Raw genomic sequence first — 22,038 nt, 5'->3', positions numbered from 1 at the left:
GCGGGTCGGGCCCGTTCTGGTCCCTCGGAGCGCCTCGCGCAACGATCGGAGCCGCCGCATCCGCCCGCGTGAGGCAGTCCGCGGCCGGTTCAGAGGCCTGGAACCGGGCGGCCCTCCGCACGGAGCGGTCGATCGAGGCCGATCCTGTCGAGCCCGGTGGACAGCCGAGCCCGGACGACCGGCTCGGCCCCGCGCATGACGGCGAAGCTCAGCAGAAGCATGGCGCAGCACGCGGCCGCGAGCGCCGCGTAGGGCGGGACTCCGGCGCTCACGAGGCGGTGGATCAGGGCTGCACCGTTGACGTTGTGCAGGAGATAGAGCGGGTAGGTCATCAGCCCGAGCCGACGGGCCAGCGTGCAGCCCGTCTGCCCGAGCCGCGCGCGCAGCCACGCATTGCCGAGCACGCTGGCCACGATCATCAGGACGCAGCCCGCGAAGACGACGCGCGGGAGGAGCGGGCCCTCGCTCCGGCCCATCTGGACCAGGAACGACGCGGCCGCGTCGCCGATCTCGACGAGCGCCCCAACCGCGCAGAGGGCGATCACGCACAGGCGGCCGGCCGTCAGACCCTTGACCAGCGACAGCCACAGGAAGACGCCGAGCGCGAAGAAGCAGCCGTGGCGCAGGAGCGTCAGTTCGGCCACGCGGTTCGCGGCCAAAGCGGCGAGGTTCGGCACGGCCAAGGTCGCGCACCAGAAGAAGGTGCTGGCGCCGCCGACCACCGCGCAGACCGGGCCGATGCTCCGAAATCGCCCGAACCCGAGCAGCGCGAAGACGAGACCGTAGAAGGCGATCTCCACGCCGAGGGTCCAGTAGACGCCGTCGAGCCAAGGCTCAACCGGAACGAACAGGGCGCAGTCGAGATAGGCCCGCAGCACATGCCGGACGGATCCCATGCGGCCGATGGCGAGCGAGACGAGGACGGTGAGTGTGGCGCAGATCCAGACCGCCGGCACGAGACGCAGGAGGCGGCTGCGCAGGAAGGTGCGCGCGGTCGCATGCTCGGCCGAGTAGGCGATCACGAAGCCCGAGATGACGAAGAACAACTCGACCCCGATCCATCCGAACCACGTCCAGGCGAACAAATCCGGATAGGCCGCGGCGGCATCGAAGGCGCGGCCGGCCGTCGAGAGCGGCGCCTGCCAGGCGTAGGCGCCGAGATGAAACGTCATGACCAGCATCGCGGCGAGGAAGCGGGCCGCGTCGAGTCCGATCAGCTGTGCATCATGCCTGCCGCGCTCAGACCCCTGCGTCCGCATCACGGCCTCCGATGTCCGAAACCGCTCTCGTGGTCCCGCCGGATAAGTCGAAACCGTCGCGGCACGGCTACATCTTGCTGGGTAAGCCGCGCACCATCTTTCGGCCGAGGATCTCTCCATCGCGGGAGCCGGAGTCTCGAGGAACCGACTGGATGCACTCGGCTCGACGATGGCCCTCGCGCGAATGACTCTGAGGGCCCTGTTGCCACACCGTCCGTTTCGGACGGGCTCCGGCTCCCACATACGCCCGGGCCGATTTGTACCGAGACCGAGCCGGGCGGCCTTCTCACCGCCGGGCCGGCCGCTAGCTAGCGGGGCGAGTCAGTCGGAGGCGGGCAGGCGATCCGTTTCCGAAGAGCAACAGGACAGGTCCCGATGGAATTTCTGCACACCATGGTCCGGGTCGCCGACCTCGACCGGGCGCTCGCCTTCTACGTCGACACGTTCGGCCTGAAGGAGGTGCGCCGCGTCGAGAACGAGAAGGGCCGCTTCACCCTCGTGTTCCTCGCGGCGCCCGGGGATGTGGAGCGGGCCTCGGCGACCAAATCGCCGCTGATCGAGCTCACCTACAACTGGGATCCGGAGACCTACTCGGGCGGGCGCAATTTCGGCCATCTCGCCTATCAGGTCGACGATATCTACGACTTCTGCGCCAAGCTGCAGGAGAAGGGCGTCACGATCAATCGGCCGCCGCGCGACGGCTACATGGCCTTCGTCAAGTCGCCGGACGGCATCTCCATCGAGATCCTCCAGAAGGGCGGGGCCAAGGAGCCGCAGGAGCCGTGGAAGTCCATGGAGAATACCGGCACTTGGTAGCGACACTGCCCGCCTGGTAGCGGCTCTGCGCCCTTGACCCGGACGGCCCCGCGGGCGCATCTGCCCGCGGATCAGCCGGCCGGGCGGCCGCTCCGGACGCGCGAGCATCCGGGGAGGAAAGTCCGGGCTCCATGGAGAGACGGTGCCGGATAACCTCCGGCGGGGGCGACCCCAGGGACAGTGCCACAGAGAGCAGACCGCCCCGGATCCGTCCGGGGTCAGGGTGAAAGGGTGCGGTAAGAGCGCACCGCGGACGCGGCAACGCGGACGGCACGGCAAACCCCACCGGGAGCAAGACCGAATAGGGGCGGCGCGCCCTTCGCGAGAAGGGCAGGCCGGCTCTCCAGGCCAGTCGCCCGGGTTGGTTGCTCGAGGCGGTCGGCGACGATCGTCCCAGAGGAATGGCCGCCACGTCGGGCGCGCGAGCGCTCCGGCCATACAGAACCCGGCTTACAGGCCGGCTGATCCACTCCCCGATAAGACTTGCGTCTTCAACGTCTTATCGACCCGGCGCCGTGCCCGCGCCGGCGGGCGGCGCGCCGAAAATTCCGGGGCGGCAAAAACCTTCGGTTAACCTTGCCGGGTTCAGATCGGTCCGCGCGGCAGCGCCAAGCTTGTGCGTTGACGATCCTCCGAGGCCCATGATACCCGGCATCCTCCCGTCAACGGCGTGTATCGGATCGCCGGGCGCACCCTGCCACCGCGCAGGTCCCGTCCGTGCGCGGCGTCTTGCGCGCTCCGCATCCGGTGCCGTTCCCGTCACGCGCGCCGCGCTCGCGCGGTCCGGCACAGGGCACCATGAGACGCACGAGCCGCATCCGCGCCCGGATTTCCGGGACGCGCCGACAATCCGCCCGTCCTCGCGCGCCGCGGTGCGCCACACCATCGAGGCGCCCATGAGCCGGCGCCGCCCCTCTCCCGAGAACTCGCCCCGTCACGGCGGTGCCGATGCGCCGGCCGAGCCGCACGTGCCCGTTCTCCTCGCGGAGGTCGTCGAGGCGCTCGGCACCGCGGGCGGGATCGCGGTCGACGGCACGTTCGGTGCCGGCGGCTACACGCGCGCGCTGCTCGCGGCGGATCCGGCCCTGCAGGTCGTCGCGATCGACCGAGACCCCACGGCGATCGCGGGCGGACAGGCGCTCGTCGCGGAGTTCGACGGACGCCTGCGCCTCCTGCCCGGCCGCTTCGGCGAGCTCGACAGCCTGCTCGCGGAGGCCGGCATCGCGCAGGTCGACCGGGTGGTCCTCGATATCGGCGTCTCGTCGATGCAGCTGGACGCACCGGAGCGGGGCTTCTCGTTCCGGAGCGACGGCCCCCTCGACATGCGCATGGGCCGCGACGGCCCGAGCGCCGCCGACCTCGTCAACGACGCCGACGAGACCGTGCTGGCCGACATCATCTACCATTACGGCGAGGAGCGGCGCTCGCGCGCGGTCGCGCGGACCATCCTCGAGACGCGGCGCCGCGGGCGGATTGAGACCACCGCGCAGCTGGCCGAGCTGGTCGCCGGCGTGGTGCGGACCGAGCCCGGCAGCCACATCCACCCGGCGACGCGCACCTTCCAGGGCCTGCGGATCGCCGTGAACGACGAGCTCGGCGAGCTGGTCCGTGCCCTGCACGCGGCCGAGCGCGTGATCGGGCCCGGCGGCCGGCTCGCCGTCGTGACGTTCCACTCGCTCGAGGACCGGATCGTCAAGCAGTTCTTCGCGGCGCGCAGCGGCCGCTCGGCGCAGGGCTCCCGCCATCTGCCCGGGAGCCCGGTCGAGACCGTCCGCAGCTTCCGTCTCGTGACCAAGGGCCCGGTCCTGCCGGGCGAGGCCGAGATCGCCCGCAATCCGCGCGCCCGCTCGGCCAAGCTCCGGGCCGCGGAGCGCACCGAATCCGACGTTCCCGAACCGCTGGCCGCGCTGACCGCGCTGGCGAGCCTGCCCGACGCGGCCCGCGGAGGCCATCGCCGATGATCCGGCTCCTGAACCTGCTGGCGGTGGCCGGCCTCGTCGCCTCGGCGATCTACGCCTACTCGATCAAGTACGACACGCTCTACCAGGGCGGTCAGGTGTCGAAGCTGCAGACGGCCCTGCACAAGGAACGGCAGGCCATCGCCGTCCTGCGCGCCGAGTGGCAGCTGCTGACGCGGCCGGACCGCCTCCAGGCGGCCGTCGACAAGCATCTCGCCCTGGAGCCGATCGGCACCAGCCACTTGGCGCGCCTCTCGGATCTTCCCGCCCGGCCGGAGCGCGGGGACGAGATCGGCCGCCTGCTCGCCGCCACGGCGACGCCCAAGGACAAGGGCGCGATCGAGCCGCGCACGACCGGCTCGATCACCCGCACCGTCACCACGACCCGCACCCCGACGACGGCTTCGAGGTAAATCCCCGTGTCCGATGACGCCGACCAGACCCTAGCCCCGGCGGTCGAGCCCGCCGTGTCGGACCACGAGGCGGCGCTGCTGGAGGCCGCCGCCTTGGCCCACGCCGCCGCCGCGCCGCGTGCCCTGGAAGAGGAGGCGCGCGAGCCCGAGCCGCGCGCCGACCGCTTCAAGGCGCTCCTGCGCAGCATGTTCCGGCTGGCGATCGAGCGCTCGCACATGCGCGTCGCGCTGGTCGGGCTGGTCTTCGTCGGCGTGTTCGGGACGATCTCCGCCAAGCTCCTGATGATGGCGATCTTCGGTGAGCCGCCCAGCCAGGAACACCGGGTCGCGGCCGCGTCCTCGACCGCCTTCCGGCCCGACATCGTCGACCGCAACGGCGAGATCCTGGCGACCGACATCCGCACGGTCTCGGTCTTCGCCGAGCCCGGCAACATCTACGACAAGGACGAGGCCGTCGAGCTGCTCACCGCCGTGCTGCCGGAACTCAACGCCTCCGAGCTGCGCGCCAAGCTCACGCAGCGCAAGGACAAGAAGGGCGCGGGCTTCGTCTGGGTGAAGCGCGAGCTGACGCCGAAGCAGCAGGCCGAGGTCCACCGGCTCGGCATCCCGGGCATCGGCTTCCTGCCCGACCACAAGCGGGTCTACCCGAACGGGGTCGCGGCCGCCCACATCCTGGGCGCGACGAACCTCGACGGCATCGGCATCGCCGGCATGGAGAAGTACATCGACTCCACCGGCCTGCAGGCCCTGAACAGCTTCGGGCTGATCAACAAGCAGGCCGACCTGAAGCCGGTGCAGCTGTCGATCGACCTGCGCGCGCAGTTCGCCGTGCGCGACGAGCTGGCCTGGGGCATCGACCACTTCAAGGCCAAGGCCGGCGCCTCGATGATCCTCGACGTGAAGACCGGCGAGGTCATCGCGCTCGTCTCCATGCCGGATTTCGACCCGAACGATCCGAAGGACGCGCTCTCGCCGGACCGGATCAACCGCATGAATGTCGGCGTCTACGAGATGGGCTCGACCTTCAAGGCGATGACCCTCGCCATGGCGCTCGATTCCGGCAAATACAACGTCAACTCGACCTTCGACACCCGGGGCGGCGTGCTGAACTGGGGCCGGCAGAAGATCCACGAGTATCACGGCACCAACCGCGTCATCACCATGCCGGAGGTGTTCACCCACTCCTCCAACATCGGCTCCGCCAAGATGGCGCTCGGCGTGGGCGTGCCCGGCCACAAGGCCTTCCTGAAGAAGATGGGCCTGCTCGACCGACTGCGTACCGAGCTGCCGGAGAGTGCGGCGCCGATCGTCCCGTCGCGCTGGACCGAGATCAACACCATCACCATCGCGTTCGGCCACGGCATCGCGGTGGCGCCGATCCAGGCCGCGGCCGCGGTGGCGGCGATCGCCAACGGCGGCGACCTGATGACGCCGACCTTCCTCAAGACGACGCCGGAGGCGGCGAAGGCCCGCGCCACGCACGTGCTCTCCGGCCAGACCTCCGAGGCGATGCGCTACATCATGCGGCTCAACGCCTCCGAGGGCTCGGCCAAGAAGGCGGCGATCCCGTACTACTTCGTCGGCGGCAAGACCGGCACCGCCGAGAAGGTCATCGGCGGCCGCTACATCCACAACCGCCTGTTCACGACCTTCATGGCGGCCGCGCCGATGAACGATCCGAAGTACCTGTTCGTCACGATCATGGACGAGCCGCAGGGCCTGCCGGAATCGGGCGGCTACGCCACGGCGGCCTGGAATTCCGGCGTGGTGACCGGCAAGGTGATCGAGCGCGTGGCGCCGATCCTCGGCCTGCCGCCGCAATTCGAGCCGCCGGTGAGACCGTTCCCGCAGATGGTCAAGCTCAACGCCTACCACGTCAACCAGCTCGGCGGGCCATGAGGGTGGATCCATGAGGGTGGATCGATGAGCGCGCGGCTCGCCGACCTCTTCCCCGAGGCCACCGGCCCCGCGGCGGACCTGACCGTGTCGGATCTCACGGCCGACAGCCGGCAGGTCGCGACCGGCACGGTCTTCGTCGCCGTTCCGGGCACGAAGGCCGACGGCCGGCGCTTCGCCGCGCAGGCGGCCCAGCGCGGCGCCGCCGCCGTGGCCGGGGAGGGCNGCCGCCGTGGCCGGGGAGGGCGCGCGACCGGCCGACCTGCCGGAGGCGGTTGCCTGGGTCCCGGTCGCCGACGCCCGCCGATCGCTGGCGCTCGCCGCTGCCCGCCTCGCCGGGGCTCAGCCCGAAACCGTGGTCGCGGTGACCGGGACCGCCGGGAAGAGCTCGGTCGCCGACTTCGTGCGCCAGATCCTCGCGCGCCTCGGCCGCGACTCCGCGAGCCTCGGCACCGTCGGGATCGTCACGAATCGCGGCGCGCAGTACGGCTCCCTCACGACCCCGGATCCGGTGACGCTGCACCGGACGCTCGCGCAGCTCGCCGCGGAGGGCGTCACCGACCTCGCCATGGAGGCCTCCTCCCACGGGATCGAGCAGCGCCGGCTCGACGGCGTGCGCCTCGACGCGGCGGGATTTACCAATCTCGGCCGGGATCATCTCGACTACCACGCGAGCATCGAGGAGTACTTGGCGGCCAAGCTGCGCCTGTTCACCGACCTGCTGCCGCCGGGCCGCCCGGCCATCGTCAACGCCGACGGCGCCTATGCCGAGCGGGTGATCGCCGCGGCGGAGGCGGCCGGCCGCCCAGTCCGCACGGTCGGGCGCGGCGGGCGCGATCTGCGGATCGACTCCGTCCGGACGGAAGGGTTCGCACAGGCCGCGCGTCTCCTGCATGCGGGCCGGAACCGGGAATTGCGCCTGCCGCTCGTCGGCGAGTTCCAGGTCGAGAACGCCCTGGTTGCGGCCGGCCTCGCGCTGGCCACGCCCGCGGGCGCCGCCGATCCCGACGGCGTGTTCGCGGCCCTCCACCATCTGACCGGCGTCCCGGGGCGCATGGAGCGGATCGGCGAGGCGCGCGGCGGCCTCTGCCTCGTCGACTACGCCCACAAGCCCGAGGCTCTCGAGAGTGTGCTGACCGCGCTCCGGCCGTTCGCGACCGGCAGGCTGATCGTGGTCTTCGGCTGCGGCGGCGACCGCGACCGCGGCAAGCGGCCGCTGATGGGCGCCATCGCGAAGCGGCTCGCCGACATCGTCGTCGTCACGGACGACAATCCGCGCACCGAAGATGCGGCCGCCATCCGTCGGGCGATCCTGGAGGCGGCCCCAGGGGCGGAAGAGATCGGTGATCGGTCCGAGGCGATTTTCGCCGCCGTCCGCCGGCTCGCGCCGGGCGACGTGCTGGTCGTGGCCGGCAAGGGCCATGAAACCGGCCAGATCGTGGGGGATCGCACGCTGCCGTTCTCGGACCACGCGGTCCTGCGTGCCGCGATCGCCGCGGCGGCCTGAGGACGACGGGGATTTGACGATGACCGCACTCTGGACGCGGGAGGAGCTGGAATCCGCGACGGGCGGCCGCCTGACCGGCTTCGAGCGCCCCATCTCGGGCGCCTCGATCGACACTCGCACGCTCCAGCCCGGCGACCTGTTCTTCGCGATTCGCGGTGATGCCCGCGACGGCCACGACTTCGTTCCCGACGCCCTGGCGCGAGGGGCCGGCGCCGCCGTGGTGAGCGCCGCGCGGGCCGAGGAGCTGACCGCCCACGGGCCCGTCCTGGCGGTGCCCGAGGCGGGCGCCGACCCCGTCCTGACCGCGATGGTGCGCCTCGGTGCCGCCGCCCGGGCCCGGACGCGCGCGCAGGTCGTGGCGGTCACCGGCTCGGTCGGGAAGACGGGGACCAAGGAGGCCCTGCGCCACGTCCTGTCCGAGCAGGGCGAGACTCACGCCTCGGCGGCCTCCTACAACAACCACTGGGGCGTGCCCCTGACCCTGACGCGGATGCCGCGCTCCGCGCGCTACGGCGTGTTCGAGATCGGCATGAACCACGGCGCCGAGATCGTGCCGCTGACCGCACAGGTCCGGCCGGACATCGCGCTGATCACCACGATCGCGCCCGCCCATATCGAGCATTTCGCCTCGCTCGCCGCGATCGCGGACGCCAAGGGTGAGATCTTCTCCGGGCTCCAGCCCGGCGGCGTCGCGATCCTGAACCGCGACGTCGAGCATTTCGACCGGCTGGTCGCCCACGCGCAGGCCTCCCGGGCGGGCCGGGTGGTGACCTTCGGCGAGCATCCGGATGCCGACGTCCGCGCCCTGAAGATCGTGCTGCGGCCCGACCTGTCGGCGATCGACGGCGTGGTGATGGGCCAGCCCGTCACCTACAAGCTCGGCACCGCCGGCCGTCACGCGGCCCTGAACTCCCTGGGCGTCATGGCGGTGGTCCACAGCCTGGGCGCCGACCTCGCCCGCGCCGCCCTGTCGCTCGGCGGGCTGACGCCGCCGGCGGGGCGCGGCGAGCGCACCGCCCTCGAGATCGGCGGCGGTACCGCCTACCTCGTGGACGAGAGCTACAACGCCAATCCCGTCGCGGTCCGGGCGGCACTCGCGACGCTGGCCGGGATCGAGACCGGACCCCGCGGGCGCCGGATCGCCGTGCTGGGCGACATGCTGGAGCTCGGCGCCGCCGCGCCCGACCTGCACCGCGGCCTCGCGGAGGCGATCGAGGCCGCCCGGATCGACCTCGTCTTCACGGCCGGTCCGCTGATGCGCCACCTGTTCGAGGCCCTGCCGGTGAGCCGCCGCGGCGCGGTGGCCGACACCGCCACCGACCTCATCGAGCCGCTCGCCCGGATCCTGCGGTCCGGAGACGCCGTCATGGTGAAGGGATCGAACGGCAGCCGCATGGGCCGGATTGTCGAGGCGCTGAAAGCCCGCTACGCGGTCGACCTGACCCGGCGGACCCAGACCGTCCCATGACCGGCACGCCCGCGCGTTCGGCGCGCCCGGCGTCGTCCCCCGAAACCTGAGCCTGAACAAGGGGGCCGAGCGCCCGGATGCTGTACCTTCTCTCGGACCTGAGCAGCAGCTTCACGCCGCTCAACGTGTTCCGCTACATCACCTTCCGCACCGGCGGCGCGCTGTTCACGGCGGGCCTGTTCGTGTTCTGGTTCGGGCCCTGGATCATCTCGCTCCTGCGGATCCGCCAGGGCAAGGGGCAGCCGATCCGCGAGGACGGGCCGCAGACCCATCTGCTGACCAAGCGCGGCACGCCGACCATGGGCGGCCTCATGATCCTGGCCGGCGCCGTCGTGGCGATCCTGCTCTGGGCCAACCCGCGCAACCACTATGTCTGGGTGACGCTGACCGTCACCCTCGGCTTCGGCGCGATCGGGTTCTACGACGACTATCTCAAGGTCACGAAGCAGTCGCACAAGGGCTTCTCGGGCAAGTTCCGCCTCGCCCTGGAGGCGGTGATCGCGATGGCGGCCTGCGTGACCATCGCGGTCTATTCGCCCGCCGCGCTCCAGAACCAGCTCGCCTTCCCGGTGTTCAAGGACGCGCTCCTGAACCTCGGCTGGTTCTACCCCCTGTTCGGCGCCTTCGTGATCGTCGGGGCGGGCAATTCCGTGAACATGACCGACGGCCTCGACGGCCTCGCGATCGTGCCGGTGATGATCGCCTGCGGCACCTTCGGCTTCATCGCCTACCTCGTCGGCAACTCGTTCACCGCCAGCTACCTGCAGGTGAATTACGTCCGCGACACGGGCGAGCTCGCCGTGGTCTGCGGCGCGGTGATCGGCGCGGGCCTCGGCTTCCTCTGGTTCAACGCGCCGCCGGCGCAGATCTTCATGGGCGATACCGGCTCGCTGGCGCTGGGCGGCCTGCTGGGCTCGACCGCGGTGGCGACGAAGCACGAGATCGTCCTGGCGATCGTCGGCGGTCTGTTCGTGCTGGAGATGATGTCGGTGATCATCCAGGTCGCGTCGTTCAAGCTCACGGGCAAGCGCGTCTTCCGCATGGCGCCGATCCACCACCATTTCGAGCAGAAGGGCTGGAAGGAGCCGCAGGTCGTGATCCGCTTCTGGATCATCGCGGTGATCCTGGCGATGGCCGGTCTGGCGACGCTGAAGCTGCGCTGAAAATCTGTGCTAGAGGGGCGGTCTGAGAGGTCGATCCGATCCTCGCCCTCGTCCCTGAGGCGTGGCCGCGGAGCAGGTGCCTCGAAGGAGGCTTCCAGCCAGGCGCGCGATCCCTGGAACCCTCCTTCGAGGCCCGCCGACGCGGGCGCCTCGGGATGAGGGTCCGGGCTGGATCGGCCGGGTCCGGCTGCCGCATCCAGAGTTCCGCATGACACCCGTCACCGTCTTCCAGGACAAGACCGTCGCCCTGTTCGGACTCGGCGGCTCGGGGCTCGCCACGGCGCTGGCGCTGAAGGCGGGTGGCGCGGCCGTGCAGGCCTGGGACGACAATGCCGACAGCCTCGCCCGCGCGCGGGAGGCCGGGATCGAGACGCGGGACCTGCGCGAGGCCGACTGGTCCGACTTCGCCGCGCTCGTGCTCAGCCCCGGCGTGCCGCTGACCCATCCCGAGCCGCACTGGAGCGTCCGGCTCGCCCGGGACGCGGGCGTCGCGATCATCGGCGACATCGAGCTGTTCTGCCGGGAGAGGCGGGCGCGGGCACCGGGGGCGCCGTTCGTGGCGATCACCGGGACCAACGGCAAGTCGACCACCACGGCCTTGATCGCTCACGTCCTCGCGCAGGCGGGCCGGGACGTGCAGATGGGGGGCAATATCGGGACCGCGATCCTGTCGCTGGAGCCCCCGGCCGCCGACCGCGTCCACGTGATCGAGATGTCGTCGTTCCAGATCGACCTGACGCCGAGCCTCGATCCGAGCGTCGGCGTGCTGATGAACATCACGCCGGACCATCTCGACCGGCACGGCACGATGGAGCAGTACGCGGCCATCAAGGAGCGCCTGATCCAGGGCGCCGGCCTCGCGGTGGTCGGCGTCGACGACGCCCCGAGCCGCGCCATCGCCGATCGGCGCGGCGCCGACCTCGTGCGCGTCCACGTGCCCCACGGCGACGTGCTGTGCACCGACGCGCTGACGGTGCGCGACGGGATCGTCCGGGAGTCGGACGGCACGGCCCTCGCCGACGTCAACGGCATCGGCTCGCTGCGGGGGGCCCATAACTGGCAGAACGCGGCGGTGGCCGTCGCGGTGGCCCGGGCGCTGGGCCTGTCACCGGAGCGGATCCAGGCCGGGCTGACCTCCTTCCCCGGCCTGCCGCACCGGATGGAGGAGGTGGGACGTCGCGGTCACGTCCTGTTCGTCAACGATTCCAAGGCGACGAACGCGGATTCCACCGAGAAGGCGCTGACGGCGTTCCGGGACATCCACTGGATCCTCGGCGGCAAGGCCAAGGAGGGCGGGATCTTCCCGCTGGTGCCGTATTTCGAGCGGGTCGCCCACGCCTACCTGATCGGCGCGGCCTCGGACGCCTTCGCGGCGACCCTGGAGGGCGCCGTGCCCTACACCCGCTGCGAGACCCTCGAGAACGCCGTCCCGAAGGCCGCCGAGAACGCCGCCGCCTCGGGCGCGCCCGAGCCGGTGGTGCTGCTGTCGCCGGCCTGCGCGTCGTACGACCAGTTCCGGAACTTCGAGATCCGCGGCAACCGATTCCGTGAGCTGGTTCAGGCGCTGCCCTGAGGCAGCGCCGGCCTCAGCGCGCGAGAACCTTGGCGGCCTCGCGGGTGGTTCCGACCGCCTGCGAGACGTTGGCCACCGACTGGACGATCGCCCCGATATTGCCGGTGATCGCCGTGACCGCGCCGGCGGCACTCTGCATGCTCTCGGCGAGATCCCGGGTCACCGCGCTCTGCTCCTCGATGGCGGCCGCCGTGGCGACCACGGTCTCGCGCATCACGGAGACCGAGGACCCGATCGAGCCGAGCGCCTGCACGACCTCCTGCGAGACGCGCTGCACGCTGGCGATCTCGCCGTTGATCTGCCCGGTGGCGCGCGCCGCCTGATCGGCCAGCGCCTTCACCTCCGAGGCCACGACCGCGAAGCCGCGCCCCGCCGCGCCCGCGCGCGCCGCCTCGATCGTGGCGTTCAGCGCGAGCAGGTTGATCTGGCCGGCGATGTCCTGGATCAGGCCGACGATGCCGGTCATCGCCGTGGCGGTCTCGGCGAGTCGCTTGGTGTGGCCGTCCGCGTCCTGGACGCAGGCATAGGCGGTGTCGGTGGCGCCCTGGGAGCGCACGATGCTCTGGGACATCTCGGCGACCGAGGCCGCCAGTTCCTCGGCCGCAGCCGCGACGGTCTGCACGTTCCCGGAAGTCGAATCCGCCGCCCCGGAAGCCAGCGCGGCCGCCTTCGTGGAATGCGTCACCGCCTGCTCGATCTCGCCGAAGTTCCGGTCGATGAGCGTCCGGAGGTTCGCGAGGAGCTGGACCTGATCGCTGATGTCGGTGGCGAACTTCACCACCTTGTAGGGCCGACCGGCGGCATCGAGGATCGGGTTATAGGAGGCCTGGATCCAGACCTCGCGACCGTCCTTGCCGATCCGCCGGAACTGGGCCGCCTGATAGGTCCCGTTCCGGAGCGCCGCCCAGAACGCCCGGTAGGCTTCGCTCTCGCGGTAGGCGGGCTCCACGAACAGGCTGTGATGCTGCCCGATCACCTCGGCGCGGCTGTAGCCCATCGCGGTGAGAAAATTATCATTCACCGAGATCACCGTGCCGTCGAGGTCGAAGGCGATCACGGCCTGCACCTTGTCGATGGCGGCGATCTGCCCGGCGCGGTCGGCCTCCGCGGTGCGCTGCTGCGTGATGTCGGTGGCGAACTTCACCACCTTGTAGGGCCGGCCGCGCACGTCGAGCATCGGGTTGTAGGAGGCCTGAATCCAGATCGGCCGGCCGCCGCGCCCGACCCGCTGGAACTGGCCGGATTCAAAGGTGCCCGCGCGCAGGCGGTCCCAGAACGCACTGTATTCCGGCGCGTCCCGCTGGGCCGGATCCATGAACAGGCTGTGGTGCTGGCCGACGATCTCCGGCAGCGTGTACCCGACCACGTCCAGGAAATTCCGGTTGGCCGACAGGATCCGTCCTGCCAGGTCGAACTCGATCACGCCCTGAACCCGGTCGAGAGCCGCGAGCTTGGCGTGCGCTTCACGAACGTTCAGGGCAGAAAACATGGCGCGTCGGCTTCCGCTGGGCGGATCGGGCGCGGCGCACCGCGACCCGCCGGGGGGATACAGCCGAAGGTTGCAACAGGCGGATTAACATAGAGTATCTTCTCACCAGTATTGCGCCCGCCTAATACAGCATTCCAGGGCCAGCCACTCTCGCGGCCCGCGCGAGCCGCTGCGTCGGCCATAAGGCTCCGTTTACCATTCCTGCCGAGGATCCGGTCCGACCCGCGCGGATCGGCATTCGCGCGGCCTGGAGTCGTTGCCCGGCATGATGTCACGCGCGGAACGCACCCCCCTGACGGACTGGTGGTGGACGGTGGACCGCGGGCTGCTCGCGGCGCTGTTCGCGCTGATGGTCGCGGGCCTCGTCTTCCTGATGGGCGGCGGTCCGCCGGTGGCCGAGCGCATCGGCCTGCCGACCTTCTACTTCCTCAACCGGCAGGCGATGTACCTCGCGCCGACCATCCTGCTGATCTGCGCGGTCTCGTTCCTGTCGCTGCGCGGGATCCGGCGGCTCGCGCTGGTGACCTGGGTCTGCGGGGTCGCCCTGTGCCTGCTCGCGGGGAAATTCGGCCCGGAGATCAAGGGCGCGCACCGCTGGATCCAGTTCGGCTCCTTCGGCCTGCAGCCCTCGGAATTCGTGAAGCCGGCCTTCGTGGTCGTGGCCGCCTGGGCCTTCTCGGAGGGCGCGCAGCGCCGCGACATGCCGGGCGGCATCCTCGCGCTCCTGCTGCTCCCGATCACCATCGTGCCGCTGCTGCTGCAGCCCGATTTCGGCCAGACCATGCTGATTACCATGGTGTGGTGCGCCCTGTTCTTCGTCGCCGGCCTCCACCTGATCTGGGTGGCGGTGCTCGGCGTGCTGGGGCTCGGGGGTGTCTTTGCGGCCTACCTGTTCTTCCACCACGTCCGTGAGCGCTTCAACAAGTTCCTCGACAAGGATTCCGGTGGCGGCTTCCAGGATTTCTGGTCGCGCGAATCGTTCCGCTCGGGCGGCTGGTTCGGCACCGGGCCGGGGGAGGGCGTGGCCAAGCGCCACCTGCCGGACGCCCATACCGACTTCATCTTCTCGGTCACCGGCGAGGAGTTCGGCGTGATCGTCTGCCTCTGCCTCGTGGCGCTGTTCGCCTTCATCGTCCTGCGCGGCCTCAAGCTCGCCCGGCGCACCGACGATACCTTCTCGCGGCTGGCGATCACGGGTCTGACGACGCTGTTCGGGCTCCAGGCCTGCATCAACATGGCGGTGAACACCCAGCTGATGCCCGCCAAGGGCATGACGCTGCCGTTCGTCTCCTACGGCGGCTCCTCGCTGATCTCGCTGGCGCTCGGTACCGGCTTCCTCGTCGCCCTGACCCGCAAGCGTCCCCGCACCGTCATGCTCAGCCAGAAGCCGCCCGGCACCGCGCCCGCCACCGTCGCCGGGGTGATGCGGTGACCGTCTTCACCCCCACGATCCTGCTCTGCGCGGGCGGCACCGGCGGCCACCTGTTCCCGGCCGAGAGCCTCGCCCACGCGCTGCGCGCCCGCGGGATCCGGGTGGCGCTCGCCACCGATGCCCGGGTCGACGCGATCGCGTCCGAGTTCCCGGCCTCCGAGGTGGTGACCATCGCCTCGGCGACGCCGTCAGGTCGCTCGCCCCTGAGGCGGGCCGGCGCCGTGCTCACGCTCGGCCGCGGCTTCGGCGTGGCCGCCAAGGAGATCCGCCGGATCAACCCGGCCGCCATCGTGGGCTTCGGCGGCTACCCGACCGTGCCGCCTGTGCTCGCCGGCCAGCTCCTGCGCGTGCCCACCGTGCTCCACGAGCAGAACGCCGTGATGGGCCGGGCCAACGCCTTCCTGGCGCGGGGCGCCCGCACCATCGCAACCGGCTTCAAGGTCGTGCGCGGCGTGCCCGACAAGGCCCGCGCCCCGCGCATCCACACCGGCAACCCGCTCCGTCCCGCGGTGATCGAGGCGGCGAAGATCCCCTATCCGTCCTTCGGCCCGGACGAGGTCCTGCGGCTCCTGGTGTTCGGCGGCAGCCAGGGCGCCCGGGTCATGGGCGAGGTCGTGCCGGAGGCGATCGCCCGCCTGCCCGACGCGCTGCGCGCCCGCCTGCACCTCGTCCAGCAGGTCCGCCCCGAGGACCTGACGGCCGTTCAGAACCGCTATCTCGCCATGGGGCTCGCCGGGATCGAGGCGGCGCCGTTCTTCAAGGACCTGCCGGCGCGGATGGCCGCGAGCCATCTCGTGGTCTCCCGCTCGGGCGCCTCGACGGTCTCGGAACTCGCGGCGATCGGCCGCCCGGCGATCCTCGTGCCGCTGCCCGGCTCCCTCGACCAGGATCAGGCCGCCAACGCCGCGACCCTCGACGCGATCGGCGCGGCTCTGGCCGTGAAGCAGTCGGATTTCACGCCGGAACGCCTCGCCGCGGAACTGACCGCCTGCTTCGAGTCGCCGGCAAAATTGACCGCGGCGGCCGATGCGGCCAGAAGCGCGGGCATCCACGACGCCGCCGAGCGGCTGGCCGAGGTTGTCGTCGAGACGGCCGCCCGCACCTGATTCCTTGAGGGATTCCGCACCGGCGGTCCCGCCACCAGACGGTTCGACCCATGAAGCTGCCCGACAAGCTCGGCCCCATCCACTTCATCGGCATCGGCGGCATCGGCATGTCCGGCATCGCCGAGGTGATGCACAACCTCGGCTACACGGTGCAGGGATCGGACGCTTCCGACAACGCCAACGTCCGTCGTCTGGCCGAGAAGGGCATGCGGACCTTCGTGGGCCACGATGCCAAGAACGTCGAGGAGGCCGCCCTCGTCGTCGTCTCCACCGCGATCCGGCGCGACAATCCCGAATTGCAGGCCGCCCGGGAGCGGCGGCTGCCCGTGGTGCGCCGGGCCGAGATGCTCGCCGAGCTGATGCGCTTCAAGTCCTGCGTGGCGATCGCCGGCACGCACGGCAAGACGACGACCACCTCGCTGGTCGCCACCCTGCTCGACGCCGGCAACCTCGACCCGACCGTGATCAACGGCGGCATCATCAACGCCTACGGCACCAATGCCCGGATGGGCGCGGGCGAGTGGATGGTGGTGGAGGCCGACGAGTCCGACGGCACCTTCCTGAAGCTGCCGGCGGACGTGGCGATCGTCACCAACATCGACCCCGAGCATCTCGACCATTTCGGCTCGTTCGACGCCATCAAGGACGCGTTCCGGCGCTTCATCGACAACATCCCGTTCTACGGCTTCGCGGTGATGTGCATCGACCACCCGGTGGTCCAGGACCTCGTCGGCCACATCGAGGACCGGCGGATCATCACCTACGGCGAGAACCCGCAGGCCGATGTGCGCCTCATCGACGTGGACCTGCGCGGCGGCCAGAGCCGCTTCCGGGTGATGATCCGCGACCGCCGTCCCGGCTACCGGATGGAGATGGAGGATCTGGTCCTGCCGATGCCCGGCAAGCACAACGCGCTGAACGCCACGGCGGCGCTCGCCGTCGCGCACGAGCTCGGCGTGAAGCCGGACGCGATCCGCCAGGCGCTGGCCGGCTTCGGCGGCGTGAAGCGGCGCTTCACCCGCACCGGCGAGTGGAACGGCGCGACGATCTTCGACGATTACGGACACCATCCGGTGGAGATCAAGGCGGTGCTCAAGGCCGCCCGCGCCTCGACCGAGCACGGCGTCATCGCCGTGGTGCAGCCGCACCGCTACAGCCGGTTGCAGTCGCTGTTCGACGATTTCTGCACCTGCTTCAACGATGCCGACACGGTCATCGTCGCGCCGGTTTACGCGGCCGGCGAGCAGCCGATCGAGGGCTTCGACCGTGACAGCCTCGTAGCCGGCCTGCGCTCGCGCGGCCACCGCGACGCCCGGGCGCTGGAGCGGCCGGAGGAGTTGCCCGGGATCATCGCCGAGCTCGCCAAGCCCGGCGATTACGTGATCTGTCTCGGTGCCGGCACGATCACGCAGTGGGCCTACGCCCTGCCGGACGAACTCGCCGCGCGGGGGCGGTAAGCGCGGTGCGTGATCCCGCCCGGGGAGACGTCTCGGGCCGGCGGCGCCTTCCACCGTCTACACTGGGCTGCGCTTCGAGGATGGACCCGGCGATGTATCTCCGGATCCCGGCCTCGGAGCGTCAGCTGCCACCCCGATGCGACGACACCCGCGTCGTCGCATCCCTCTCCCCGCGGGCGGGGCGAGGGGAGACTCACAGATGACCGCATCTCTGCACGATCGCATCCGGGCCGCCGCGCCCGACCTTCGCGGGCGCCTGCTCGCTGACCAGTCGCTCGCCGAGCTCACCTGGTTCCGGGTCGGAGGAGCCGCCGAGGTCCTGTTCACCCCGGCCGACGAGGAGGATCTCGCCCGCCTGCTCGCGGCCCTCGATCCGGACGTACCAGTAACAGTGATCGGGCTCGGATCGAACCTGATCGTGCGCGACGGCGGCGTGCCGGGCGTCGTGGTGCGCCTCGGCGGCAAGGCCTTCGGCAGCATCGCGATCGACGGCGACACGCTGACCGTCGGCACCGCGGTCCCGGACATGCGCCTCGCCAAGGCGGCGGCCGAGGCCGGGCTCGACGGGCTCGCCTTCTACCGCGGCATCCCGGGCTCGATCGGCGGCGCGCTCCGCATGAACGCGGGCGCGCATGGCGGCGAGACCACCGACGTGCTCGTCGAAGCCCGCGGCATCGACCGCAGGGGCGAGGTTCGCACCTTCGGCCACGCCGATATGGGCTTCTCCTACCGGCACTCGGACGCGCCGGAGGACGTGATCTTCACGCGCGCCCTCTTCCGGGGCAGGCCCGGCGACCGGGCCGCCATCGAGGCCGAGATGGAGCGGGTGACGGCTGCCCGCGAGGCCGCCCAGCCGATCCGCGAGCGGACCGGCGGCTCCACCTTCGCCAACCCGCAGGGCGGCAAGGCTTGGCAGCTCATCGACGCCGCGGGCTGCCGCGGGCTGACGCGGGGCGGGGCCCAAGTCAGCGAGATGCACTGCAACTTCCTGATCAACACCGGCTCCGCGACCGCGGCCGATATCGAGGGGCTGGGCGAGGACGTCCGCCGCCGCGTTCGGGAAACCAGCGGGATCGAGCTGCGCTGGGAAATCCGCAGGATCGGGCGGCCCGCCGACACGAAGTGAGCGCGATGTTCCCGACGGGCGGATGGGGCCGGGACAAGGTGTGCTCCCCCCACAGTGGCCGTTCGGGCGCATTCAGATCCTGATCGAAGCCGAGCTATTCGAGGTGCCCTGATGTCCAAGCACGTCGCCGTCCTGCTGGGCGGCACCTCCGCCGAGCGCGAAGTCTCGCTCAACTCCGGCAAGGCCTGTGCCGACGCCCTCGAAGGAGAGGGCTACCGCGTCACGCGGGTCGACGTCGGTCCCGACATCGCCGCGGTGCTGACGGCGCTCAGGCCGGACGTCGCCTTCAACGCGCTGCACGGCCCGGACGGCGAGGACGGCACGATCCAGGGTCTTCTGGAGATCCTGAAGATCCCCTACACCCATTCCGGGGTCCTCGCCTCGGCGCTCGCCATGAACAAGGAGCGGGCCAAGACCGTCATGCGCGCCGCCGGCGTCGACGTGCCGGAGGGCCGGATCGTTAACCGTCGTGAGGCCGCCAGGACACACCCTCTGCCGCCACCCTACGTCGTGAAACCCATCGCGGAAGGCTCATCGGTGGGTGTGATCATCGTGCGCGACGGCCGCTCGCACCCGCCCCAGATCCTCGCCTCCGACGAGTGGACCTTCGGCGAGCAAGTGCTTGCAGAACCTTACATAGCCGGCCGCGAACTGACCTGCGGGGTGATGGGCGACCGGGCCCTCGGCGTGATCGAGGTGAAGGCCGCGACGGGCGACTGGTACGACTACGACGCCAAATACGCCCCGGGGGGGTCGATCCATGTCCTCCCGGCCGAACTTAAACCAAATGTTTACCAGCGTGTCCAAGAACTGTCGTTAACGGCGCATCAAGCACTGGGCTGTCGGGGCGTCAGCCGTGCCGACCTTCGCTACGACGACACACCGGGTGGAACCGGTCTGCTCGTCGTGCTGGAGGTCAACACGCAACCCGGCATGACCCAGACGAGCCTTGTGCCGGAGATGGCGGCCCATGCGGGCCTGAGTTTCGGTGAGCTCGTCCGATGGATGGTGGAGGACGCTTCCCTGAATCGCTGAGCGGCGACGCCGCCGGCCGCAGCGGTCCCGCGCGCCTCGCCGGCGCGGTCCTGGGCCGGCTCGTCGGCCGCGCCTCGTCCCGGTCGCTCTCGGTCCGTCGGGCCCGCTCCGGTCAGCGCCTGAGCGAGCGCCTGCCCCGCGGCGTCGGCATCGTCGGCGTCTCCCTCTCCGCCGCGGTCGTGGCGCTCGCCGGTTTCGTGGCGAGCGGCCGCTACGACGCCTTCGTGGCCGAGCAGGGCCGCCCGCTCGACATCGCCGCGCGCGTCGCCGGCTTCGGCGTCGAGCGCGTCACCATTTCGGGCATCTCCCGCATGTACGAGCGCGAGGTCCTGGCGGCCGCCGGGATCGACTGGCGCTCCTCCGTTCCCTTCCTCGACGTCAACGACGTGCGCGAGCGGCTGCTCCGCGTGCCGCTGATCGCGCAGGCCTCGGTCCGGAAGATCTATCCCAACGAGATTGCCATCACCCAGGTGGAGCGCGAGCCCGCGGCTCTCTGGCAGAAGAACGGCGAGATCAACGTCATCGCCGCCGACGGCACCGTCATCGACGCCATGCGCGACGATCGTTACGCCAGCCTGCCCCTAGTGGTCGGCGAGGACGCCAACACCAAGCTTCCGGAATATCTCGCCCTCATCGCCGCCGCCGGGCCGCTCGCCGAGCGGATCAAGGCCGGCACCTACGTGTCCGGTCGGCGCTGGACTCTCAAGCTCGACGGCGTCGACGTGCGCCTGCCCGAGGCCGATCCGGCCGCCGCGCTCGCCCGCCTCGTCCGGTTCGAGCGCGAGGCCGGCCTGCTCGAGAAGGACATCATCGCGGTGGACCTGCGCATGCCGGACCGCCTCGTGGTGCGCCTGACCGAGGAGGCCGCCGCCGCCCGTGCGGAAGCGCAGAAGGCGAAGAAGAAGGGCGCGGCCAGCTGATGCCCTCGACCAAGATCTCCGCCCGTCCCGCACCCCGCGCCCGGTAGCGTCAATGCACAGCCAACACGGCCTCACGCCGCGCTTGAAGCCGCTCTCCGCCCGGCGCTCGACCACCCTCTCGGTGCTCGATATCGGCACGAGCAAGGTGGTCTGCCTCATCGCCGAGTTGCAGCCCGCCGAGGCGCTCACGACGCTCCGCGGCCGCACGCACCTCGCGCGCATCATCGGCATCGGCCACCAGCGCTCCCTGGGCCTGAAGGGCGGCGCCATCGTCGACCTCGCCGCCGCCGAAGGCGCAATCCGTCAGGCGGTCCACGCCGCCGAGCGGATGGCGAAGGTCGAGGTCCAGTCGGTCATCGTCAACATGTCGGGCGGCCGGCTCGCCTCGCAGCATTTCCAGGCGCGGGTGAACGTCCGTTCGGGCACCGTCACCGGCAGCGACGTCGAGCGGGTGCTCGAGACGGCCAGCGCCCACGGCGTCAGCCCCGGCCGGGCGGTCCTGCACGCGCTGCCCACCGGCTACGCCCTGGACGGGCAGGGCGCCGTGATCGACCCGTCGGGCATGATCGGCGAGGCGCTCAGCGTCGACCTGCACGTCGTCACCAGCGAACTCGCCGCGGCCCGCAACGTGATGCTGGCGGTCGAGCACTGCCACCTCGGCGTCGAGGCGGTGATCGCCACGCCCTACGCGGCCGGGCTCTCGGCCCTGGTCGACGACGAGGCCGAGATGGGCGTGTGCGTCGTCGACATGGGCGGCGGCACGACCAGCGTCGGCGTGTTCTCCGGCGGCCACCTCGTCCACGTGGACGCCCTGGCGGTCGGCGGCCACCACGTCACCATGGACATCGCCCGCGGCCTCTCCACCCGCATGGCGGCGGCCGAGCGGCTGAAGACCCTCTACGGCTCGGCCCTCTCCACCCCCTCCGACGACCGCGACATGATCGCCGTGCACGGGGTCGGCGAGGACGAGGGCGAGGCGCCGGCCCACATCCCGCGCTCGCAGCTCGTGCGGATCATCAAGCCGCGCGTCGAGGAGGTGGTCGAGCTGGTGCGCGACCGCCTGCGCGACGCGGGCTTCGCCGCCCAGGCCGGGCGGCGCGTGGTGCTCACCGGCGGCGCCAGCCAGCTCGTCGGTCTGCCGGAGGTCGCCCGCCGCGTCCTCCAGGGTCAGGTGCGGATCGGACGGCCCCTCGGCATCCGGGGCCTGCCGGAAGCCGCCAAGGGCCCGGCCTTCTCGGCGGCGGTCGGCCTGCTCGTCTACCCGCAGGTGGCCCACGCCGAGCATTTCGAGCCGCGCGGGCACGGCGCCTTCGCGGCGACCGGAACCGACAACTACCTGAACCGGGTCGGCCGCTGGCTCCGGGACAGCTTCTAGGTTTCACGCCCGCCCGCTCGCGCGGGGGGATCGAAGGGAATCCGG

16 protein-coding genes, 1 other RNA gene and 1 pseudogene are annotated in these 22,038 nt (G+C 71.0%); 16 read left to right on the top strand and 2 right to left on the bottom strand.

Translation table 11 applies throughout. From position 1 onward, the window contains the following. Positions 1 to 89: 89 nt before the first annotated feature. Positions 90 to 1,259: an acyltransferase family protein gene (locus MOTC310_RS04670; protein WP_331300939.1), complete on the bottom strand. Its 1,170-nt coding sequence runs from the start codon at positions 1,257 to 1,259 to the stop codon at positions 90 to 92. Positions 1,260 to 1,634: 375 nt separating this feature from the next. Between MOTC310_RS04670 and MOTC310_RS04665 the strand changes: the two genes are divergently transcribed. The 9 genes and pseudogenes from MOTC310_RS04665 to murD all read left to right on the top strand — a co-directional run bounded on the left by MOTC310_RS04665 (position 1,635) and on the right by murD (position 12,053). Further along, entirely contained in the window at positions 1,635 to 2,075 is a 441-nt protein-coding gene (locus tag MOTC310_RS04665) for a VOC family protein (protein WP_331289891.1), read from the top strand. A 71-nt stretch (positions 2,076 to 2,146) separates the two neighbouring features. After that, positions 2,147 to 2,544, top strand: an RNA gene (gene rnpB / locus MOTC310_RS04660) — RNase P RNA component class A. Positions 2,545 to 2,971: 427 nt separating this feature from the next. Next, positions 2,972 to 4,036, top strand: coding sequence for a 16S rRNA (cytosine(1402)-N(4))-methyltransferase RsmH (gene rsmH, locus MOTC310_RS04655; protein ID WP_331300938.1), 1,065 nt, complete (start codon positions 2,972 to 2,974; stop codon positions 4,034 to 4,036). Further along, on the top strand, positions 4,033 to 4,446 hold the full coding sequence (gene ftsL / locus MOTC310_RS04650) for a cell division protein FtsL (RefSeq protein ID WP_012319332.1): 414 nt from the start codon (positions 4,033 to 4,035) through the stop codon (positions 4,444 to 4,446). The genes rsmH and ftsL overlap by 4 nt, the downstream gene beginning before the upstream one ends. A gap of 6 nt (positions 4,447 to 4,452) precedes the next feature. Then, a complete protein-coding gene (locus MOTC310_RS04645) occupies positions 4,453 to 6,345 on the top strand; it encodes a peptidoglycan D,D-transpeptidase FtsI family protein (RefSeq protein WP_331289889.1) in 1,893 nt (630 codons plus the stop codon). Positions 6,346 to 6,369: 24 nt separating this feature from the next. Next, positions 6,370 to 7,849 (top strand): annotated as a pseudogene (locus MOTC310_RS04640) (UDP-N-acetylmuramoyl-L-alanyl-D-glutamate--2,6-diaminopimelate ligase). Between the two features lie 19 nt (positions 7,850 to 7,868). Continuing rightward, a complete protein-coding gene (locus tag MOTC310_RS04635) occupies positions 7,869 to 9,317 on the top strand; it encodes a UDP-N-acetylmuramoylalanyl-D-glutamyl-2,6-diaminopimelate--D-alanyl-D-alanine ligase (RefSeq protein ID WP_331300937.1) in 1,449 nt (482 codons plus the stop codon). A 77-nt stretch (positions 9,318 to 9,394) separates the two neighbouring features. Further along, on the top strand, positions 9,395 to 10,480 hold the full coding sequence (mraY, locus tag MOTC310_RS04630; protein ID WP_331300936.1) for a phospho-N-acetylmuramoyl-pentapeptide-transferase: 1,086 nt from the start codon (positions 9,395 to 9,397) through the stop codon (positions 10,478 to 10,480). 208 nt (positions 10,481 to 10,688) lie between these two features. Further along, positions 10,689 to 12,053, top strand: coding sequence for a UDP-N-acetylmuramoyl-L-alanine--D-glutamate ligase (gene murD, locus MOTC310_RS04625; RefSeq protein WP_331300935.1), 1,365 nt, complete (start codon positions 10,689 to 10,691; stop codon positions 12,051 to 12,053). Positions 12,054 to 12,066: 13 nt separating this feature from the next. Here murD and MOTC310_RS04620 read toward each other — a convergent pair whose 3' ends face one another. Continuing rightward, on the bottom strand, positions 12,067 to 13,542 hold the full coding sequence (locus tag MOTC310_RS04620) for a methyl-accepting chemotaxis protein (protein WP_331300934.1): 1,476 nt from the start codon (positions 13,540 to 13,542) through the stop codon (positions 12,067 to 12,069). A 265-nt stretch (positions 13,543 to 13,807) separates the two neighbouring features. Here MOTC310_RS04620 and MOTC310_RS04615 point away from each other — a divergent pair, with 265 nt between their 5' ends. From MOTC310_RS04615 to ftsA, 7 genes are all read left to right on the top strand, one after another. Continuing rightward, entirely contained in the window at positions 13,808 to 14,974 is a 1,167-nt protein-coding gene (locus tag MOTC310_RS04615) for an FtsW/RodA/SpoVE family cell cycle protein (RefSeq protein WP_238287649.1), read from the top strand. Next, on the top strand, positions 14,971 to 16,080 hold the full coding sequence (gene murG / locus MOTC310_RS04610) for an undecaprenyldiphospho-muramoylpentapeptide beta-N-acetylglucosaminyltransferase (protein WP_331300933.1): 1,110 nt from the start codon (positions 14,971 to 14,973) through the stop codon (positions 16,078 to 16,080). Before MOTC310_RS04615 ends, murG begins: the two co-directional genes overlap by 4 nt. Positions 16,081 to 16,130: 50 nt before the next feature. Then, the gene (gene murC / locus MOTC310_RS04605; RefSeq protein ID WP_331289882.1) at positions 16,131 to 17,537 is read left to right on the top strand and encodes a UDP-N-acetylmuramate--L-alanine ligase; all 1,407 of its coding nucleotides are present in this window, start codon (positions 16,131 to 16,133) and stop codon (positions 17,535 to 17,537) included. Between the two features lie 199 nt (positions 17,538 to 17,736). Beyond that, positions 17,737 to 18,663, top strand: a complete 927-nt coding sequence (murB, locus tag MOTC310_RS04600) for a UDP-N-acetylmuramate dehydrogenase (RefSeq protein ID WP_331300932.1) — start codon at positions 17,737 to 17,739, stop codon at positions 18,661 to 18,663. 111 nt (positions 18,664 to 18,774) lie between these two features. After that, entirely contained in the window at positions 18,775 to 19,698 is a 924-nt protein-coding gene (locus MOTC310_RS04595; protein WP_331300931.1) for a D-alanine--D-alanine ligase, read from the top strand. Beyond that, positions 19,665 to 20,618 carry a cell division protein FtsQ/DivIB gene (locus MOTC310_RS04590; protein ID WP_331289879.1) on the top strand — a complete coding sequence of 318 codons (954 nt, stop codon included), beginning with the start codon at positions 19,665 to 19,667 and terminating at the stop codon, positions 20,616 to 20,618. Before MOTC310_RS04595 ends, MOTC310_RS04590 begins: the two co-directional genes overlap by 34 nt. Before the next feature lie 52 nt (positions 20,619 to 20,670). Beyond that, the gene (ftsA, locus tag MOTC310_RS04585) at positions 20,671 to 21,993 is read left to right on the top strand and encodes a cell division protein FtsA (protein ID WP_043384227.1); all 1,323 of its coding nucleotides are present in this window, start codon (positions 20,671 to 20,673) and stop codon (positions 21,991 to 21,993) included. Positions 21,994 to 22,038 lie beyond the last annotated feature (45 nt).

The organism is Methylobacterium oryzae, from assembly GCF_036441375.1.
GTDB classification, from domain to species: domain Bacteria; phylum Pseudomonadota; class Alphaproteobacteria; order Rhizobiales; family Beijerinckiaceae; genus Methylobacterium; species Methylobacterium oryzae_A.
This window is presented reverse-complemented; position numbering and strand designations above follow the sequence as displayed.

Excerpts from the sequence above, each read along its gene's own strand:
- MOTC310_RS04670 (WP_331300939.1), bottom strand. The coding sequence starts at position 1,259 with ATGCGGACGCAGGGGTCTGAGCGCGGCAGGCATGATGCACAGCTGATC.
- MOTC310_RS04665 (WP_331289891.1), top strand. The coding sequence starts at position 1,635 with ATGGAATTTCTGCACACCATGGTCCGGGTCGCCGACCTCGACCGGGCG.
- rsmH (WP_331300938.1), top strand. The coding sequence starts at position 2,972 with ATGAGCCGGCGCCGCCCCTCTCCCGAGAACTCGCCCCGTCACGGCGGT.
- ftsL (WP_012319332.1), top strand. The coding sequence starts at position 4,033 with ATGATCCGGCTCCTGAACCTGCTGGCGGTGGCCGGCCTCGTCGCCTCG.
- MOTC310_RS04635 (WP_331300937.1), top strand. The coding sequence starts at position 7,869 with ATGACCGCACTCTGGACGCGGGAGGAGCTGGAATCCGCGACGGGCGGC.
- mraY (WP_331300936.1), top strand. The coding sequence starts at position 9,395 with ATGCTGTACCTTCTCTCGGACCTGAGCAGCAGCTTCACGCCGCTCAAC.
- murD (WP_331300935.1), top strand. The coding sequence starts at position 10,689 with ATGACACCCGTCACCGTCTTCCAGGACAAGACCGTCGCCCTGTTCGGA.
- MOTC310_RS04620 (WP_331300934.1), bottom strand. The coding sequence starts at position 13,542 with ATGTTTTCTGCCCTGAACGTTCGTGAAGCGCACGCCAAGCTCGCGGCT.
- MOTC310_RS04615 (WP_238287649.1), top strand. The coding sequence starts at position 13,808 with ATGATGTCACGCGCGGAACGCACCCCCCTGACGGACTGGTGGTGGACG.
- murC (WP_331289882.1), top strand. The coding sequence starts at position 16,131 with ATGAAGCTGCCCGACAAGCTCGGCCCCATCCACTTCATCGGCATCGGC.
- murB (WP_331300932.1), top strand. The coding sequence starts at position 17,737 with ATGACCGCATCTCTGCACGATCGCATCCGGGCCGCCGCGCCCGACCTT.
- MOTC310_RS04595 (WP_331300931.1), top strand. The coding sequence starts at position 18,775 with ATGTCCAAGCACGTCGCCGTCCTGCTGGGCGGCACCTCCGCCGAGCGC.
- MOTC310_RS04590 (WP_331289879.1), top strand. The coding sequence starts at position 19,665 with ATGGATGGTGGAGGACGCTTCCCTGAATCGCTGAGCGGCGACGCCGCC.
- ftsA (WP_043384227.1), top strand. The coding sequence starts at position 20,671 with ATGCACAGCCAACACGGCCTCACGCCGCGCTTGAAGCCGCTCTCCGCC.